This window comes from Acidisarcina sp., assembly GCA_035539175.1.
Classification (GTDB): Bacteria; Acidobacteriota; Terriglobia; order Terriglobales; family Acidobacteriaceae; genus JANXZS01.
Genome location: DATLIY010000006.1, coordinates 127,053 through 144,183, shown reverse-complemented (window position 1 = coordinate 144,183; position 17,131 = coordinate 127,053). Strand labels below are relative to the sequence as shown.

Sequence of the window (17,131 nt, the reverse complement as noted above, 5' to 3'; positions counted from 1 at the left end):
AACTTGGACTTGCCATGTCAAAGCTGCTATTGAACATTCTTCTGATGCCACTGTCGTGCCTAGCCTAGTATTATACGGTGCACAAGGAAGACACTTTTTTGTTGCCGATCTATGTCATGCGGTCATCTTTTGGAATGCGGCAGCACGCGGCCGGGTAAGACCACCGGGCCACCCCAACCCGATGTCTTGTTGAGGATATGTTGAGAACGTTCGCGATTACCGCTGGAACACTTTTATTTTTCGCAGGGATCAACCTTAGCGGCTGTGCGAAGCCTGCTGCGCAGCAAGAGCCCCCCACGATGCGCGCGATGCCGGTCAAGACGCTGTCTGTCGAGATGGCTCCGGTGCCCCTGAGCGACGAATATGTCGCAACCATCAAATCGCGCCGCTCTGCCACGATCAATCCCCAGGTAGATGGCACGCTGACGCGAATCCTGGTGCACTCCGGCGACAAGGTGAAGGCCGGACAGATATTAATGGTGATCGATCCGGTGAAACAACTTTCGACGGTTGAGTCCCAACGTGCCACGGAGGCGCAGAAGCGGGCACTCTACCAATACAACCAGACCGAGGTGGAGCGGCAGAAGAAGCTGCGAGACGCGGGCATCATCAGCCAATCGGCCATGGATCAGGCCGAGCAAGCATACAAAAACTCGAAGGCGGATTATGAATCCGCTGTAGCTTCCCGCATCACGCAGGAGCGCGAGCTGAGCTATTACCGCGTTGCGGCTCCCTTTGCCGGAGTGGTCGGCGATGTTCCTGTGCATGTTGGCGATTACGTTTCACCCTCGTCCCTGCTCACCACGGTGGACGAGAATCGCGATCTTGAGGCTTATATCTACATTCCGACAGAGCGCGTGTCGCAGGTTCGCAGAGGTCTAAGCGTCGACCTTATGGACACGAGCGGCAAGCTGCTGGAGCATACGGCGATCTCTTTCCTCTCGCCGCAAGTGGATAACCAGCTGCAGGGCATCCTGGCAAAGGCGCCGGTTCACTCCAGCCTGGAGACGTTGCGCAATGCGCAGCTTGTGAAGGCACGCGTGATCTGGAGTACGAATCCAGCCCCTGTGGTCCCAGTCCTGGCGGTTACGCGGCTTGGCGGTCAGACCTTTGTCTTTGTTGCTTCAGCGCAGGACGGAAAATTCTTTGCACGCCAGCGCCCTGTCAAACTTGGCGACACGATCGGCAACACCTATGCAGTTCAGGATGGGCTAAAGAGCGGGGACAAAGTTATTGTCTCCGGCACGCAATTCCTGGTGGATGGGGCTCCCGTGCAACCGCTCGGCTGACCTTCTTCACAGGCCTCCTGAAATCGAATCCGGGCGGGATACATACCAGGGCCCCGCTTACACGAGAGGAATTGCCCCTTGTTCGTTGATTTCTTCATTCATCGGCCGATCTTTGCCACCGTCTGCGCGCTGCTGATTATCCTTGCGGGCGCGGTATGTATCCCCACGTTGCCAATCTCTCTCTATCCCCAGCTGGCTCCCCCGGAAGTTTCCGTGACCAGCAACTACATTGGCGCGAATGCACAAGTGGTGGAATCGGCAGTGACCATTCCACTGGAAGAATCGATTAACGGCGTCGAGGGAATGCGCTACATCAGTTCGACGAGCGGCAACGACGGCACCAGCTCCGTCACCGCCACTTTCCAGACTGGCTACGACCTCAACATTGCAGCGGTCGACGTACAGAATCGTGTTGCCTCAGCCCAGGGACGCCTGCCCGCCGCAGTGAACAGCACCGGCATCACGATCACCAAGTCCAACAACAATTTTGTGTTTGGCGCTGGCTTCTTCACTCGCGATCAGCGCTATTCCAACGAATTTATTTCGAATTACCTGGACGTCTACGTACGGGACACGTTGAAGCGCGTCCCCGGTGTTGGCGATGTCATGATCTTTGGAGAGCGCAAGTATGCGATGCGCATCTGGCTTGACCCCAACCGCCTGGCTGCGCGTGGGCTTACCGCCGGAGACGTGACCGCGGCATTGCAGGAGCAGAATGTTGAAGTAGCTGCCGGTCAGCTTGGCCAGCCTCCCAACAATGGCAAGCAGGATTTTCAAGTCTCAGTGCGTGTGGTGGGACGGCTTACGGACCCCTCGCAATTCGACAAGATCATTATTCGCAATACGCCCAATGGACTGATCCTGCTGAAGGATGTAGGCCACTCCGAGATTGGCGCAGAGACGTACTCCTCGGACCTCAAGTACTCCGGTCACGATGCCATGGGTATTGGCGTCCAGCAACTCTCCAATGCCAATGCGCTGGAAGTAGACCGCAAGGCAAAGGCAGTTCTTGAAGAACTGTCAAAGTCGTTCCCCCCAGGGCTTGAGTACAGGATCGCGTTCGATTCGACAACGGTTGTCGGTGACTCCATCCACGAAGTTCTGACGACGCTGGTCGAAGCCATCGTTATCGTCATCATCGTCATCTTTCTCTTCCTGCTGGATTGGCGCGCAACCATCATTCCGGCGGTCACCATCCCGGTTTCGCTTATCGGGACCTTCGCCTTCATCAAGCTTTTTGGCTTCTCCATCAACTCTCTTACGCTCTTTGGAATCACGCTGGCGACAGGGCTGGTGGTGGATGACGCCATCGTGGTGATCGAGAATGTGCAGCGCCACATCTCGGTCGACCATACGAACCCTCATGCTGCGACATCGGTTGCCATGGCCGAGGTGACTAGCGCTGTCATTGCAACCTCACTCGTCCTCATCTCCGTGTTTATCCCCGTGTCCTTCTTCCCCGGAACAACGGGCATCCTTTACCGCCAATTTTCCCTGACCATTGCTTTTGCGATCGCCATCTCCGCCTTTAATGCACTGACGCTTTCCCCTGCTCTCTCTGCCATGCTGCTCCGCGGCGAGGAGGCCAAGTTCACCCAACTGGACTTTCTCCACATCGGTTTTCTCTCACGCGCCTATCGCCGTTTTGCGGAGTTCATCGATACCGCCATCCGCGATATTTCCGCCGGCTATGGCCGTGCCATTCATGTTGTGCTCCGGCTTCGTTTCCTGATGCTGATCCTGTTCTTTGCGGGGCTCGGCGGCACCGCTTATCTATATCAGCACGTGCCAACATCCTTCGTTCCGCAGGAAGACCAGGGCTACCTAATCCTTGTGATTCAGGCTCCGCAGGGCGCTTCGCTCTCTTACACCACTCGAATTGCGGACCAGGCCACTGCCGTCCTCATGCAGAACCATGATGTCCAGGGTGCGTTTGCTGTAGGTGGATTTAGCTTCTCCGGCAGCGCGCCGAATTCAGGATTGATCTTTGCGAATCTGATGCCAAGCCAGAGCCGCCGCGGGAAGGGCCACTCCGCAGCAGACATCGTGAAGGATATCTCGCCGAAGCTGCTGCAGATTCCCGGAGCAATCGTCGTTGCCCTCGAACCACCTGCCATCCAGGGTATTGGAAGTTTTGGCGGTTTCCAGTTTGAGCTCCAGGACCTGGGGCAGAACACGCTCGGCGACCTCGACCGGGTGGTGCACCAGATTGTCGCTGCCAGCCGCCAGCGCAAGGATCTGGCAAACCTCTTCACCAGCTATACAGCGAACGATCCGCAGCTTCTGGTGACCATTGACCGCGAGAAGGCCAAAGCCATGGGTGTACCGCTTTCGCAGGTAACCACGGCTCTCAACGTGTACATGGGCTCCCAGTACGTCAACGATTTCGACTTCAATAACCGCGCCTATCGCGTCTATGTGCAGGCGGATCAGCCCTTCCGGATGACCGCCCGCAACCTGCGCGAATTTTATGTCCGCTCTGATGCGAACCAGATGATTCCCCTCGATAACCTCGTTTCCGTCACGGATACGTCGGGACCGCAGGTGATCAATCACTACAATCTCTTCCGGTCGGCGGAGATCGATGGATCAGCGGCTCCGGGTTACAGCTCCAACCAGGGATTGATCGCCATGGCCGAGCTTGCCAAGGCAAATATGATGCAGGGCATGAGCTACTCCTGGACAGCTCTGGCACTGGAAGAAATAGAATCCAGCGGTAAGACGATCATCATCTTCAGTCTGGGCCTGCTCGTCGTCTATCTGACGCTGTCAGCGCAATATGAGAGTTTTGCGCTTCCTTTCATCATTCTGCTCGCCGTCCCCATGGCTATTCTGGGCGCGCTGGGCGCGGTCGCACTTCGCGGTCTGTCCAATGATGTCTATTGCCAGATCGGATTGGTGATGCTGATCGGGTTATCGGCGAAGAACTCGATTCTCATCGTTGAATTTGCAGAGCAGTTGCTGGCAAAGGGTCGATCGATCCCCGATGCGGCGGTGGAAGCTGCCGAACTGCGACTGCGGCCAATTCTCATGACCTCGTTCGCGTTTATCCTCGGTATTCTCCCACTGGTCTTTGCAACGGGTGCGGGCGCGCTGGGACGTCATTCGGTGGGCACCACCATCGTCGGCGGCATGCTCGTATCCACAGTTCTGAATCTCTTCTTCATCCCGGTACTTTATGTCCTGCTGAAGACGCTGCTCAGCAAATTGAGCCGTCATACTTCGGCACCACAGTCTCTGGAGATGAGCACCAGTTCCGATTAGACACAGTACTTGTTTCAAACAGGCAAGGGGCCACTACGGCCCCTTGCCCGTTTTTTGTCTGTCTTCACACACGCTGTCGATCGTCTTTCGTGCTACCCACGGTTCCAAGAATGGCTTCAAGAAACCACTTCACTCTTCCTAACCGCAAAATTCCCTCGAGTTGCCTGACGTGAAGATATTGCGATCCAACTAACCTATTCGTAACCTGGGCGCATCGCACAAGAGTGACCAAAACGAATCGCTCCCCCCATTCCGCCGCGGAGTATCTTCCGCGGGATCGCAGCCTGGGCTCGCTCCAAGAAGCGGTTCAGAGTTGCCATGGCTGCGCTTTGTATTTGCGTGCCACCCAAGCTGTTTTTGGTGAAGGACTTTCGGGTGCATCCCTCTTCTTCATCGGCGAACAACCCGGCGATCACGAGGATCTGGGAGGGAGGCCATTCGTCGGCCCCGCCGGACGCCTGCTGGACCATTGCCTCCGCGAGGCTGGAATCGATCGCGACCGAGTCTACCTTACCAACGCCGTGAAGCATTTCAAGTGGACGCCACGAGGTTCGCGGCGCATCCACGAGAAGCCCCGCGGATTGGAGATGCAGGCTTGCAAACCCTGGCTGGAAGCGGAGATTGCAGCGATACGTCCCCGCTTACTCATCTGCCTGGGGGCTACCGCCGCTCAGATCTTCTTCGGGCGCGACTATCGCATCACCGAGCATCGAGGTGACGTGATGCAACTAGCGGGGCTGCCGCCGATCTTCATCACCATTCACCCTTCCGCAGTTCTTCGCATCACCGGGGACCAGGACAGGCGACGCGAGCTGGAGAGCTTCATACGAGACTTGACCAAGGTGGCGGCGCTGGTGCGGGAGAAAGCCGCCTGATAGCGGCATCCATTCTCAAACCGTGCTGACGACAGTGTGAACCTTTTCAAACTCAACCGTACCTAAGCCTTTATCACTCGCCAACTTGAGATAGGGAAGTTGATCGCTGTCCAGATTCCAGTAGGCCTTGGCAACGTAGGCATCCAGGGCCACCGGGTCGGTCCCGGCGATCAAGGTCTTCTTTACAGAGACATCTTCGAGATTGCCGCCGGTCGGTCCATTCCGCAGCAGAACACGGTATGCATCCATCATCGTCAGAGTAGGCCGCATGAATGCAGCAAGATCCGCCAGACTTTGATGGATCTGCTGATGCAGCCGGTTGCGCTGGCCACCAAGAATGCCATACCAGTTCTTCATCCCCAGCGTCGCGCCGGTCAATCCATGATGCTTGGCGATAGGCAGGTTGATGACCTTGTCGGCATTCAGAAACGGTTCGAAGACCAGCCAGTTCTGCAGCACATCGCCACCCAGGTTAACCTCACGGAAGCGAGCCGGATCGGGCAGAATGACTTCGGCGCCTTCCCGCTTTGCCGCCTCCTCGATTCCCGAGCGTTGGAAGCAGCGGCGAGGATCATTGCAACTGACGTCGGTGACAATCACTTTTTTCGCCCCGGCCTGCCAGCATTGCCGCACGACCTCGGCCACGAGCTCAGGATTGGTATTCGCTGCCTGCTCAGGGGTGCGGTCCCAGGCCACGTTGGGCTTTAGGACCACGTTCTCTCCGCGGCGAATAAACCGCGAAATTCCACCAAGATTCGCCAGCGCACGCTGAACCAGTACCGGTGGCTCACCGCCCTGCACCACTGTCAGTACAGGCCAGCGCACATCGCTCGCGACGCTATGATCGCGCATGCGGTTGGCGGCAATAGCAGAGACGGGCTTTTCGCTGTGCTCGCTCAGCCACACGGCAAGCGCGGCAGTCCCTGCTCCCGCTCCAGCTAATCTCAGGATCTGGAGCAGGGCTTCGCGACGGCTGAGAGAAGACTCCACGCCTGCCGATTCGGGCTTCGGCTTGCTCACCGGATTGTTCTGCTCAGACTCCGACATGGCCGTGCTCCTACGCTTCCATCAGCGAAATCTGCCTGGGATCATTGGTGCCAAGCTTATGCTGCGCATCCGCGGCGGTAGAAATATAAGCGGGAGGACGGCCCACATCCGCCAGCGTCTTCAACCCCTTCTCCGCACGCTTCTTCTCAATGATCTGCCAGCCGGTGTAGTCGAGAGCCACGCGGTCCTGCGCAATCAGCAGCGAGTTGTGGGGCCATGTGTATTCCGGCCGGAAGCCGGGACCACCGTTGTAGAGCCCTGTCATGGCATCCAGCACAGTCAGCCGCATCTTCTGCCGAATCGTGGAGACCATGTTCAGGTCCGCTACCGCGGGATTACATCCCCCGCCGTGCAAGGCGTTGGGCTTCTCGACAACGCCATACATATTCTTCATCGCGAGGGTAACGCCCGCACCCTCGTGATCCTTGAGCAGAGGTACGTTGATCATCACGTCGCAGTTGCGTGTCAGAATCTTGGAGAGCTTGACGGAGACGCTGCCGAAGTTCTCCGGTACCTCTTCATAACCGATGCCAGCCATATCCGTGCCAAAGCAGCGAACACGATTGGGATCGGTGGAGATGGTATAGCCGGCTCTCTCCAATTCGTGATTCGTGCGGTCCCAGATGATAATGTCGCCGGCCTTGACGCCGGCCTGCTGCAGACGCTCACAGATGGCCAGCACGAGCGGCACATGCGTGGACATGCCCTTGCCCGCGATGGTGTTGACCTTGATGCTGACCTTCTCGCCACTGTGCACAAAGCGCCTCCAGGAATCGGCGGAGTGGCCTCCGTAGGCGAGCATCGCACGATCCAGCAGCTTCAACACCCGCTGCTCGTCAGGAAGCGCGCCTTGTCCCCGAAGGTCCTGGTCCGTGGCGAGGACCACCTTGGATTTGCCGGTGTCCGGTGCGGCTTTGGCGAGCGCGATCTTGCCTTCCGCACCTAGAACTGCTGCGCCGACGGCTGCTGTCCTGAGAAAATCTCTGCGGTTTGTCATGTTGTCGCTACCCATCTCCCCACTCTCCTTTTGTGGATGGCGGCTGCCCTGCTTCCCTGTCGGCAACCGGCGTCCTCTGCCAGCATTTACAGCTTTGCCTCGATAGCATGTGCCAAAGCCATCTGCGCATCTCCGAGCTCCGGCGTGGTGGTGAACGAGACGATGCGCACCAGGTACCGTCCCTTACGGAAAATCAGGCTCTGCGCATACTGGCGCGCGCTGTCTCCTACAGAAACGCTCTTGGAATCAGCTGCTGGATCGGCATTGAAGATCTTTTCCGCACCGGCCGCCTTCGACATCGTGTAGACGTCGACAGAAGCCTCGATCGTACCCTTGAACTTGTAATCGGCATTGGAAGCATCGACTACACCCGCCTGGATATACCGCTCGGAGTCGCCGTCGATGTACTGCCACAGATCGTCCGCAGTGAAGGTTCGTGTATCCCCAACCTTCTCCCACCCGGAGACGGTATTGGTCGGGGGGAACGGGTTCACCGGCTTCCGCTTGCATCCCACACCCGCCAGGGCCACCAACGCCATCATTATGATTGCAAATTTCTGATACATCCCTCGCTGCTTCACGATTTCGCCTTTCCATTCTTTCTTGTTAACAAAATCTGGTTTGCGCTGGAGCGGCTCTCTCCTATACTGGTCACATGCACGGCGGGGTGCTCCTGCAGCGGACATGCGTATTCACACGCGCCGCAGCCCACGCAGCGCTTCGGATCCACATGCGGCTGCTTGAGCTTCTTCACGCTGCCCTGCGAGTCGATAACCTCGGCCTCCTGAACGTAAATGGCCTTGGGAGAAACCGGGCACCACTCCTCGCACACAATGCAGTCCGTAGCCATCGCCCATGGAAGGCAGCGCCCGCGGTCATAGAAAGCCGTGCCGAGTCGAATAGGATTCGACCCTCCTTCGACGCCGACAACCCAGCCCTTCTCCCTGGGAGTGATCTTCCAGATCGCACCGGTCGGACACACCTCTGAGCACAACACGCAACTCGGCTCGCAATAGCCGATCCTGGGCTGCAGCATCGGCGACCAGAGACCTTCGATACCTGCCTCGGTGAACGTGGGGTGCAGCGAGTTGTTCGGACACACCTTCATGCACTCGCCACAGCGAATGCAGCGCGAGAGAAAGTCTGTCTCATCAAGGGCGCCAGGTGGACGAATCAGGTGCTCGTCGCGCCCCTTGGCCAATCCCGGAGTAGATCGCAGCAGCGGCACGGCCAGTGCGCCTGCCGCCAGCCCCGTGATTGCCTTGCGGCGATCCAGGCTGGTTCCGGCGACTTCGTTTCCCTTGCGGAAGAACTTGAACTGCAGGCTTCCATGCGGGCACGCATCGACACAGTTCATGCACATGTGGCACTCGGCCTTGCGCCATGGCACCCCGCCAATTGGATCGTCGCCGCCTTGGCAATGCATCTCGCAGCGATTGCATTGATTGCACGTCGAAGGATCCTTATGAAGACCAAAGATCGACCAGCGTGAGGTCACTCCCAGCAAAGCGCCCAGCGGGCAGAGAGCCCGGCACCAGAAGCGGGTGATCCGCAGGTTCAACGCAAGCAGTAGTAAAAGCAGGAAACCCAGGAGCGCACCCTGCAAAAACATGGGCTGCTTGAAACTGAGCAGTGAGGTGCGCAATGTGCCATGAATCGTGCCCGCCGTGGATGCAAGCCAGTCGATGTGCGCGTGCTCCAGGGGCAGGAAGACCCCATTTGCCGCGTAATTCAACGCCGGAAGAATGGAGAGGCCCAGGGAGCGCACCAGAAGGCTGAAGGGGTCGAACCAGCCTACCAAAGCTGTACCAAAAAACGCTGCAACCAGCACCACGGCCAGGACAAAATACTTCGTCGTCTGCCATGGCTTATAGCGGTTCGACTGGACGAGATTCTTTCCCCGCTTGGTGTACCACTTGAGATTCCCTACAAAATGATTCAAGGATCCCATCGGGCAGATCCAGCCGCAGAAGAAGCGACCCAGAAACATCGTCGGAATCAGGATCACGAGGCTGACAACCAGCCCTCTATAGAGCGCATGGGTGGCAAGCGCGTTGGAGATGGCCACGAGAGGATCGAGAAGAAAAAACAGCCGCACCGGCGAGCGCAAGTGGATGTCGCTACCCGCGCCCAACGCTCCCTTCAGCTCAGTTCGAAACAGAAGGAAGAGGAAGAGCAGGAAGAACAGCGCTTGCGAGGTACGACGCAACTTGACGGTCAGCCCCCGACTCACAACAGGCCTCCGAGCAACGATTTATTTCTCCGCAACACAGGATGGCTACCGGACAGGCAGCACTCCGAAGCTTCAAACGAGGAGTGTCGATGATGATCGGCCCGGAAAGCAGCACTCGACAGTGACGGTCATCACTGAGTTCTGGTTGGAACAATTTCCATAGACGAATCCCGAGGGGAAACCGCCTTTGCGGCTCGCAGGACCGAACGAAAATCCGCCGCGAAAATCCGCCTAACGTTTGACTTAGCGATGATGGATTCGCCATAATTTAACGCTCTGAGCCTGCCCTTATCGCTCTCTCACCGCGGGGCAGACACTATGATTCGCGGCTTTCTACTCCGGGGAAGCACGTTATAGAAGCCGCCTGTCCGCATAATTGGTTCCGTATCGGGGGCGCAAGTATGAGGGCACTGCCGAGCATCAGCAAGGGGTTCCGGGGCTCATATTCTTTAGGGATCTATCCACTTTTTTTTCTGATTTGCGCTACCGGTTGCCACACCAGGAATGCGCAACCCAGTGCACTGCCTTCGCCAGCGGTCATCGTCGCCACGGTCGAGGTAAAGACTGTTCCTATCTATCGTGAGTTTCCTGGACAGACCGCGGCCAAGGACACGGTAAACGTGGAAGCGCGCGTCGCCGGTTTTTTGGAAAAAGTGTATTTCAAGGAAGGCAGCCGCGTAAGGACCGGCCAGGTTCTTTGCCAGATTGAGCAAGCCTCATACATCGCCGCGCTGGATGCCGCTCAGGCCAAACTTGCACAGGATCAGGCCAACCTCCTGAAAGCCCAGCAGGACGTAGCGCGCCTTCAGCCCCTTGTAGAGCAGCAGGCAGCGCCGGCCCAGGATTTGGACAGCTCGGTTGCGGCCCGGGCGCAATATCAGGCGGCGATCCAGGCAGACCAGGCGAATATCTATAACGCAAAGCTCAGCCTGAGTTACACCACCATTCGTTCACCCATCGATGGAATTATCGGGAAGCTTATCGTCACACCGGGAAATCTCGTGGGTCAGGGCCAGAACACCCTGCTTGCGACGATCTCTTCTTACGATCCAATTTATGTGTACTTCTCCATCCCAGAAGCGAATTACCTGGATTACCGGAGACGGCATCCGGAGCTGGAAACTGCATCGGTAGGAAAAATTCCATTGGAATTGATCCTGGCCGATAACCATCCGTTCCTGCATCCGGGCTTCATCAACTTTGCGGATAGCACGGTAGATCCCACGACGGGAACGCTTGCCTTGCGCGGACAGTTCCCGAACCGAGAGGGCGTGCTACGTGCCGGCCAATTTGCGAGAGTCAGGTTTATTGGCGAAGAGAGAGCGAATGCGGTTCTAGTTCCGAAAGAGGCGATATCGGAAACGCTAAACACAAAGGGCGTGATGGTAGTTGGCAAGGACAATAAGGTCTCCCTGAAGACAGTAACCACGGATGGCGAGTACGAACAATACGCAATCATTCATTCGGGTCTGCAGGGCGGCGAAAACATAATTGTGCAGGGTCTCCAAAAGGTGAGACCCGGAATGACGGTCAAGCCTCAAAGGTCAGCCAGCGACAACAAGGGGTAAGTCATGGCCCGATTCTTTATCCATCATCCCGTTTTCGCAATTGTTATCTCGCTGGTCATCCTCATTGCAGGCGGGGTCAGTATTATCAGCCTGCCCATCGCTCAATATCCTGAGATCACGCCACCGACCATCCAGGTCTCCGCTGTGTACACCGGAGCGAATGCGGAAACTGTAGAACAGACAGTCGCGGCTCCCATTGAGCAGCAGGTGAACGGCGTGGAGAACATGCTCTACATGCAGTCGCGAAGCTCCAGCGATGGCAGCTACAACCTCACCTGCACTTTCAAGGTCGGCACGAACAAAGACATCGCCTCCGTCGATGTGCAGAATCGTGTCAACCAGGCAAATCCTTCCCTGCCCAGCGAAGTTCTTCAATCTGGCGTCACTGTTCTGAAGAGATCCACGAGCATCGTCTTAATCATCACGCTCACCTCACCGGATGGAACCTTCGACTCAACCTTTTTAAGCAACTATGCCACCGTCTTTATTACGGATGAGCTTGGCCGGCTTCCCGGGGTCGGACAGGCCACTATGGCCATCGGCAAGCGTGATTACGCCATGAGATTCTGGGTGAAACCTGATGAGCTGGCACAGCTCGGAGTTACCTCCAGCGACATCATTCAATCCATAAACGACCAGAATGTTCAGGCAGCAGCAGGAGGTTTCGGCTTGCCCCCGGCGCCGCATGGCCAATTGTTTCAATACTCGGCCAATACAGAAGGCCGCCTCACAGATGTAAGTGAATTTGGCAACATCATCATTCGTACCCGGCCTGATGGGTCCGTACTGCGGCTAAAAGATGTTTCCCGCATTGACCTCGGGGCGCAGGATTACCAGTCATCCGCAAAATACAATGGCACGCCTTCCGCCTCGATATTGGTTTATCAACTGCCCGATGCGAATGCTCTGGATGTGGCCAAAGCTGTTGAAGCAAAAATGGCTACACTGTCGAAGGCATTCCCACCTGGGCTTCGCTACGATATCGCACTGGATACAACGCAGTTTGTCATTGCATCCATCAAGGATGTACTTCTGACTCTCTTCGAAGCGATGGGGTTAGTCGCGATTGTGGTCTTTGTTTTTATCGGCAACCTTCGCGCCACGCTGATTCCAATGCTGGCGATTCCGGTCTCCCTCGTGGGAACCTTCGCAGCTTTCGTCGCGCTGGGGTTCTCTATCAATCTGCTGACTCTCTTCGCAATGATTCTGGCGATTGGTCTTGTGGTCGACGACGCCATTGTGGTCGTCGAGGCCGTAGAGAAGCACATCGAAGAAGGACTTAGTCCGCTGGACGCAACTATAAAAGCTATGGACGAAGTCTCGGGCGCAGTCATCGGCATCGCAATCGTGTTGTGTTCTGTATTTGTTCCAGTTGCTTTTCTCGGTGGGATTACCGGGCAGCTCTACAAGCAGTTCGCACTTACGCTGGCATGTTCTGTCTCGCTCTCCGCACTGGTCGCCCTCAGCCTCACTCCTGCTTTGTGCGCGATGTTGTTGCGTCCGCGGAAAGAAGTGCACGGCCCACTCGGGGCATTTTTCCGTGTCTTCAATAATCTGTTCGCGCGTGCAACCAACGGATATGTGGACGCGAACCGCCACATCATCCGCTTCGCTCCCGTCGCCGTGCTTGTCCTCCTTGGTTTGTACGTCTTAACCGGAATGCTTGGCATGAAAGTGCCTACCGGTTTCCTGCCCTCCGAAGACCTGGGCTATTTCCTAATCAACGTCCAGCTCCCAGACGCGGCCTCGCTGGAGCGCACCCAGATGGTGATGAATCGAGCCGAGGATATTCTCCTGCACACCGCTGGCGTACGAGGTGTCACCGCGCTCACGGGCTTCGGCCTACTAAGCGGCGCCAACGGCTCCAATATGGGAACGATCTTTGTGAACCTGAAAGATTGGTCGGAACGAGATGCTGCAGGACTAACTTCGCCAGTAATCATAAGCCAGTTGAGTAAGAAGTTTGCAGCCTTTCCGGAAGCTTCCATCCTGGTCTTCAATCCACCAGCAATCAGCGGCCTGGGAGCATCAGGTGGATTCTCGTTTGAGTTACAGGACCAGAGCGGTCGCGATATTTCGTTCCTCGCGAATACTGCCGATCAATTTATTTCCGCTGCCAGTAATAGAAAGGATCTGACGAACGTATTCACCACCTTCCGACCCAATGTCCCGCAGGTGCAACTCAACGTCGATCGGGACAAGGTAAAGTCTCTTGGCATCCCTCTGAACAACGTCTTTCAAACGCTGCAAACGTATCTCGGTAGCTACTATGTCAATCAGTTCAACCTCTATGGACGAATCTGGCGCGTCTACGTGCAAGCCGAATTTCCATATCGCTCCTCACCCGATGACCTGGGCCGACTCTACGTGAGGAGTGCCGCCGGAAAGATGGTTCCTCTCAGTACGCTTGTCACATCTACATCCGTTACCGCGCCGGATACAATCATGCGCTACAACATCTATCGCGCGGCGGAGATCACTGGCGCGGGTGCATCGGGATATAGCTCCGGCCAGGCAATTGCAGCTATGGAAGAGCTCGCGAAGAGCCTGCCTGCAGGAACCGGATTTAGTTGGACCGGAACGGCATACCAGGAAAAGGAGTCTGCAGGCCAGCAGGGTCCCATCCTTCTCCTGGCTGTAGCCTTTATGTTTCTTTCTCTAGCCGCTCTTTACGAAAGCTGGGCCGTTCCGTTCTCTGTATTGCTGGGTGTTCCCATTGGCGTGCTCGGTGCGCTGCTCGCTATCTGGATACGCCACTTGGCAATGGACGTCTATGTACAAGTTGGCCTGATCATGATCATTGGCCTCGCGGCGAAGAATGCGATCCTGATTGTGGAGTTTGCGAAAGCCCAATATGAGCAAAAAGGTTTGACGCTCGTTGAGGCTGCTATCGCTGGCGCGAAGCTACGTTTTCGTCCCATCCTGATGACTTCGTTTGCCTTCATCCTAGGAGTTTTTCCCCTCGTCACCGCAAAGGGAGCAAGCGCAGGCAGCCGTCATTCGCTGGGGACCGCAGTCTGTTTTGGAATGTTCGTCGCGACCGCCGTCGGAACACTGTTCATTCCGCTGCTCTACGTGTTGGCGGAGGGATTGAAGGAGAAGATCTTCAGCACATCGAAGCGGAAGAGTGCGGCCCCGGCCAAAGCGCATTCGGGGACAGAGGCATAATCGATGAAGAAGTGCCACTATACCGTTCTACCCATCGTGACGCTGCTGACTTTTCTGCAGGGATGCACCGTTGGACCGAACTATCACCGGCGATCCATACCCATCCCGCCTGCTTACAGAGATTCGCAAGATACCCCGAGCGCACCCCAGGCGCAGTCCGTCGCAGATCTTCCCTGGTGGCAAATCTTTAAGGACCCCATATTGCAAAACCTCATCCGAACCGCACTCCAGCACAACTATGATCTCCTAACCGCAGCGGAGAGGATCAATCAGGCAAGAGCTCAGTTAGGCATAACACGTTCCAATCAGTTCCCTCAGATTCAGGGGACAGGTGATTTCAGCGGCGGCAGAATCTCGTCCCAGCAAACATCCAACATCCTTACCTTGGCGACAGATGCGAGTTATCAGTTAGACCTGTTCGGTGGCCTGCGGCGTGCAACTGAGGCCTCGCGAGCGCAGTTATTAGCCAGCCAGGAGGCACAACGCGTTGTCGTCCTTACACTGGTCAGCGATATCGCCAGCGATTACTTTCAGTTGCTCGGACTCGACCTGCAACTTCAAATTGATCGCGACACGATTACAGTTCAACGCAACTCGGTCAGGCTGACGCAACTGCGAGTAGACCGCGGCGTAGCAACCAAGGTCGACGTGTTGCAGGCGCAACAGGTACTCGATACGGCAAATGCACAGATCCCGGATATTGAAAGACAGATTGGCCAGGTTGAAGATGCCATCAGCATCCTGCTTGGAAATTATCCTGATAAGGTTCCACGAGGCCAAAAGCTCACAGAGCAGTATGTTCCTCCTGAGGTACCCGCAGGTCTGACATCGGCGCTGCTGGAACGCAGGCCCGACATTCGCGAAGCAGAACAGACGCTGATTGCAGCAAACGCCGAGATTGGAGTTGCGAAGGCCGCTTTCTTCCCGAAGATCAGCTTGACTGGTTCCGGCGGCGGGGCCCTTGGGCATTTCGCGGTTTCAGGGGTTGGGCAGAGCGCGAACAGCGGAATCTGGTCCTACGGCGGCTCCCTGGCTCAGCCGATCTTTACTGGCGGCGCGCTTATTTCAAATTTGCATCTCGCTCAATCCGCCGAGCGTCAGGCCCTCATTGGCTATGAGCAAACAATTCAAAAGGCCTTCGGCGAAGTTTCGGATGCTCTCATCGGCTATCAAAAAATCCATGAACAGCGGATTCGACAAGAAGCGTCCGTGAAGACCCTGCAGGAGGCAGTACGCATATCCGAAATGCGCTACCGCGGAGGCATTACAACTTTCCTTGAAGTTCTCGACAATCAGCGTTCGCTCTTTTCCGCTCAACTCACCCTGGCTCAAATACGAACCGGTGAATATCAGAGCCTGGTAACGCTCTATCGAGTGCTAGGAGGCGGCTGGAAACAATAAGCACGACGCCGAAGAGGGAGCTTTCGCCATTGTTATCAAGCCAGAGTGGCAATTGCAAAAGGATGTTCAATTCTGAGTGGCCTTGGCAGCGTAAGAACGAAATGCTGCAAGCCGGCTGTGCAGGACAGTGTGGCCATCTGTCACTTCGCGCCCGAAGAAATACCCCACTGCAGAAAGTGAGGCTGCGCTTTGTGGACTACACAGTCGCCATCTATCTGACAGGATGTCATCCCGTGGGTAACTCGAAGCGGAGTTGCCAACCATCAGCAGGCGTACATTGGTCAGATTTGCCTGTGCAATCTCTTTCTCTGAGTTTTGGATTGGATCACTCGGGAATCCCTTCAACGGCATCTCCATGTTGGATTGCCCTGAAGCTAACCAGACGTTCCCGAGGTATATATCAACCGTTTGCCTTGCCCCTATGCACAGGCTGGCTGCTGTCCAGAGAGTTGTGCGATACTGAGAATGCTCAAGAAACAGGTGCAAACGTGACTGCAACTCGTATTTTTGAGTCCACCGCAACAGCGAAGTAGACGTCAATTAAGTTATTGATTCTACTATAATTGCAGTGCAGAGCCGGGATGGCGGAACTGGCAGACGCAGCGGACTCAAAATCCGCCGGCCCTTGCGGCCATGGGGGTTCGACCCCCCCTCCCGGCACCAGAGAATCATTAGCATGCAAGATGGGCATCCTCGGATGCCTTTTCTATGCGCAAACCGCCAACTGTGAATAGTTGCGACTAATTGCAAATTTTGTCTAGTTGCCGGGAATACCTCTGGGATAGTTAGGGATGTCGGCTGGCCCCGGGGATTCCGCACGCGCGAAGATACTCGAATGTGCCGTCATAGAAGGATGGAGGACGCGTTCCATCTGATGAGGCGCCCGCCCGTCGGAACGAACAGATCGTCCCCTGTCGTGCGAATATCACTTGATATGCGTTCTTTAGTTATAGCTGTTGGGAGGCGTCGTTGACCGACTGCCACTTTGCGCCTTTGAAGGCCTTTGAAGGACTGTCCAAGTTCCGTTTTTTTGATGGAAGTCCATCCCAACACACGCCGACTCAATCCAATTGCACGCTTTGAAGCTGGGCGCTTACTGCAAGTATTCGATCTTTCGGGGCTCGATGTCATCGGAATCAGCCGACCCATTGGGGCCTAAAAGGGACTGGCTACTCGGCGTGGTAATGGCATCTGAGGCAGGCCGGCCAGATCTGTTTCTTTGACTGCGCCAACCTTGCCGGCTCATGAACCACTCCGCGGACGCGAGTAGTCCGATAATGGCGCAGGCT

10 protein-coding genes and 1 tRNA gene are annotated in these 17,131 nt (G+C 56.2%); 7 read left to right on the top strand and 4 right to left on the bottom strand.

The features are described from left to right. Positions 1-197: 197 nt before the first annotated feature. The 3 genes from VM554_02380 to VM554_02370 all read left to right on the top strand — a co-directional run bounded on the left by VM554_02380 (position 198) and on the right by VM554_02370 (position 5,428). Positions 198-1,289 carry an efflux RND transporter periplasmic adaptor subunit gene (locus VM554_02380; protein HVJ07206.1) on the top strand — a complete coding sequence of 364 codons (1,092 nt, stop codon included), beginning with the start codon at positions 198-200 and terminating at the stop codon, positions 1,287-1,289. A gap of 78 nt (positions 1,290-1,367) precedes the next feature. Next, a complete protein-coding gene (locus VM554_02375; GenBank protein ID HVJ07205.1) occupies positions 1,368-4,553 on the top strand; it encodes a multidrug efflux RND transporter permease subunit in 3,186 nt (1,061 codons plus the stop codon). A gap of 224 nt (positions 4,554-4,777) precedes the next feature. Next, positions 4,778-5,428, top strand: coding sequence for a UdgX family uracil-DNA binding protein (locus VM554_02370; GenBank protein ID HVJ07204.1), 651 nt, complete (start codon positions 4,778-4,780; stop codon positions 5,426-5,428). 15 nt (positions 5,429-5,443) lie between these two features. Here VM554_02370 and VM554_02365 read toward each other — a convergent pair whose 3' ends face one another. The 4 genes from VM554_02365 to VM554_02350 form a co-directional block, all read right to left on the bottom strand. Further along, positions 5,444-6,475: a DUF362 domain-containing protein gene (locus VM554_02365; GenBank protein HVJ07203.1), complete on the bottom strand. Its 1,032-nt coding sequence runs from the start codon at positions 6,473-6,475 to the stop codon at positions 5,444-5,446. A 10-nt stretch (positions 6,476-6,485) separates the two neighbouring features. Then, positions 6,486-7,487 carry a DUF362 domain-containing protein gene (locus VM554_02360; GenBank protein HVJ07202.1) on the bottom strand — a complete coding sequence of 334 codons (1,002 nt, stop codon included), beginning with the start codon at positions 7,485-7,487 and terminating at the stop codon, positions 6,486-6,488. Between the two features lie 71 nt (positions 7,488-7,558). Beyond that, positions 7,559-8,053, bottom strand: coding sequence for a DUF6599 family protein (locus VM554_02355; GenBank protein HVJ07201.1), 495 nt, complete (start codon positions 8,051-8,053; stop codon positions 7,559-7,561). Beyond that, positions 8,050-9,705 carry a 4Fe-4S binding protein gene (locus VM554_02350; protein ID HVJ07200.1) on the bottom strand — a complete coding sequence of 552 codons (1,656 nt, stop codon included), beginning with the start codon at positions 9,703-9,705 and terminating at the stop codon, positions 8,050-8,052. The genes VM554_02355 and VM554_02350 overlap by 4 nt, the downstream gene beginning before the upstream one ends. A 401-nt stretch (positions 9,706-10,106) precedes the next feature. Between VM554_02350 and VM554_02345 the strand changes: the two genes are divergently transcribed. From VM554_02345 to VM554_02330, 4 genes are all read left to right on the top strand, one after another. Further along, complete coding sequence (locus tag VM554_02345) at positions 10,107-11,273, top strand: efflux RND transporter periplasmic adaptor subunit (protein ID HVJ07199.1); 1,167 nt, start codon at positions 10,107-10,109, stop codon at positions 11,271-11,273. Positions 11,274-11,276: 3 nt separating this feature from the next. Next, positions 11,277-14,441, top strand: a complete 3,165-nt coding sequence (locus VM554_02340) for a multidrug efflux RND transporter permease subunit (GenBank protein HVJ07198.1) — start codon at positions 11,277-11,279, stop codon at positions 14,439-14,441. 3 nt (positions 14,442-14,444) lie between these two features. Continuing rightward, complete coding sequence (locus tag VM554_02335; protein ID HVJ07197.1) at positions 14,445-15,842, top strand: efflux transporter outer membrane subunit; 1,398 nt, start codon at positions 14,445-14,447, stop codon at positions 15,840-15,842. Between the two features lie 575 nt (positions 15,843-16,417). Beyond that, positions 16,418-16,505, top strand: a tRNA-Leu gene (locus VM554_02330). Positions 16,506-17,131: the final 626 nt, after the last annotated feature.

What these genes read in the sequence shown, in the direction of transcription:
- VM554_02345 (HVJ07199.1), top strand. Translation starts at nt 10,107, where the DNA reads ATGAGGGCACTGCCGAGCATCAGCAAGGGGTTCCGGGGCTCATATTCT.
- VM554_02380 (HVJ07206.1), top strand. Translation starts at nt 198, where the DNA reads ATGTTGAGAACGTTCGCGATTACCGCTGGAACACTTTTATTTTTCGCA.
- VM554_02360 (HVJ07202.1), bottom strand. Translation starts at nt 7,487, where the DNA reads ATGGGTAGCGACAACATGACAAACCGCAGAGATTTTCTCAGGACAGCA.
- VM554_02340 (HVJ07198.1), top strand. Translation starts at nt 11,277, where the DNA reads ATGGCCCGATTCTTTATCCATCATCCCGTTTTCGCAATTGTTATCTCG.
- VM554_02365 (HVJ07203.1), bottom strand. Translation starts at nt 6,475, where the DNA reads ATGTCGGAGTCTGAGCAGAACAATCCGGTGAGCAAGCCGAAGCCCGAA.
- VM554_02335 (HVJ07197.1), top strand. Translation starts at nt 14,445, where the DNA reads ATGAAGAAGTGCCACTATACCGTTCTACCCATCGTGACGCTGCTGACT.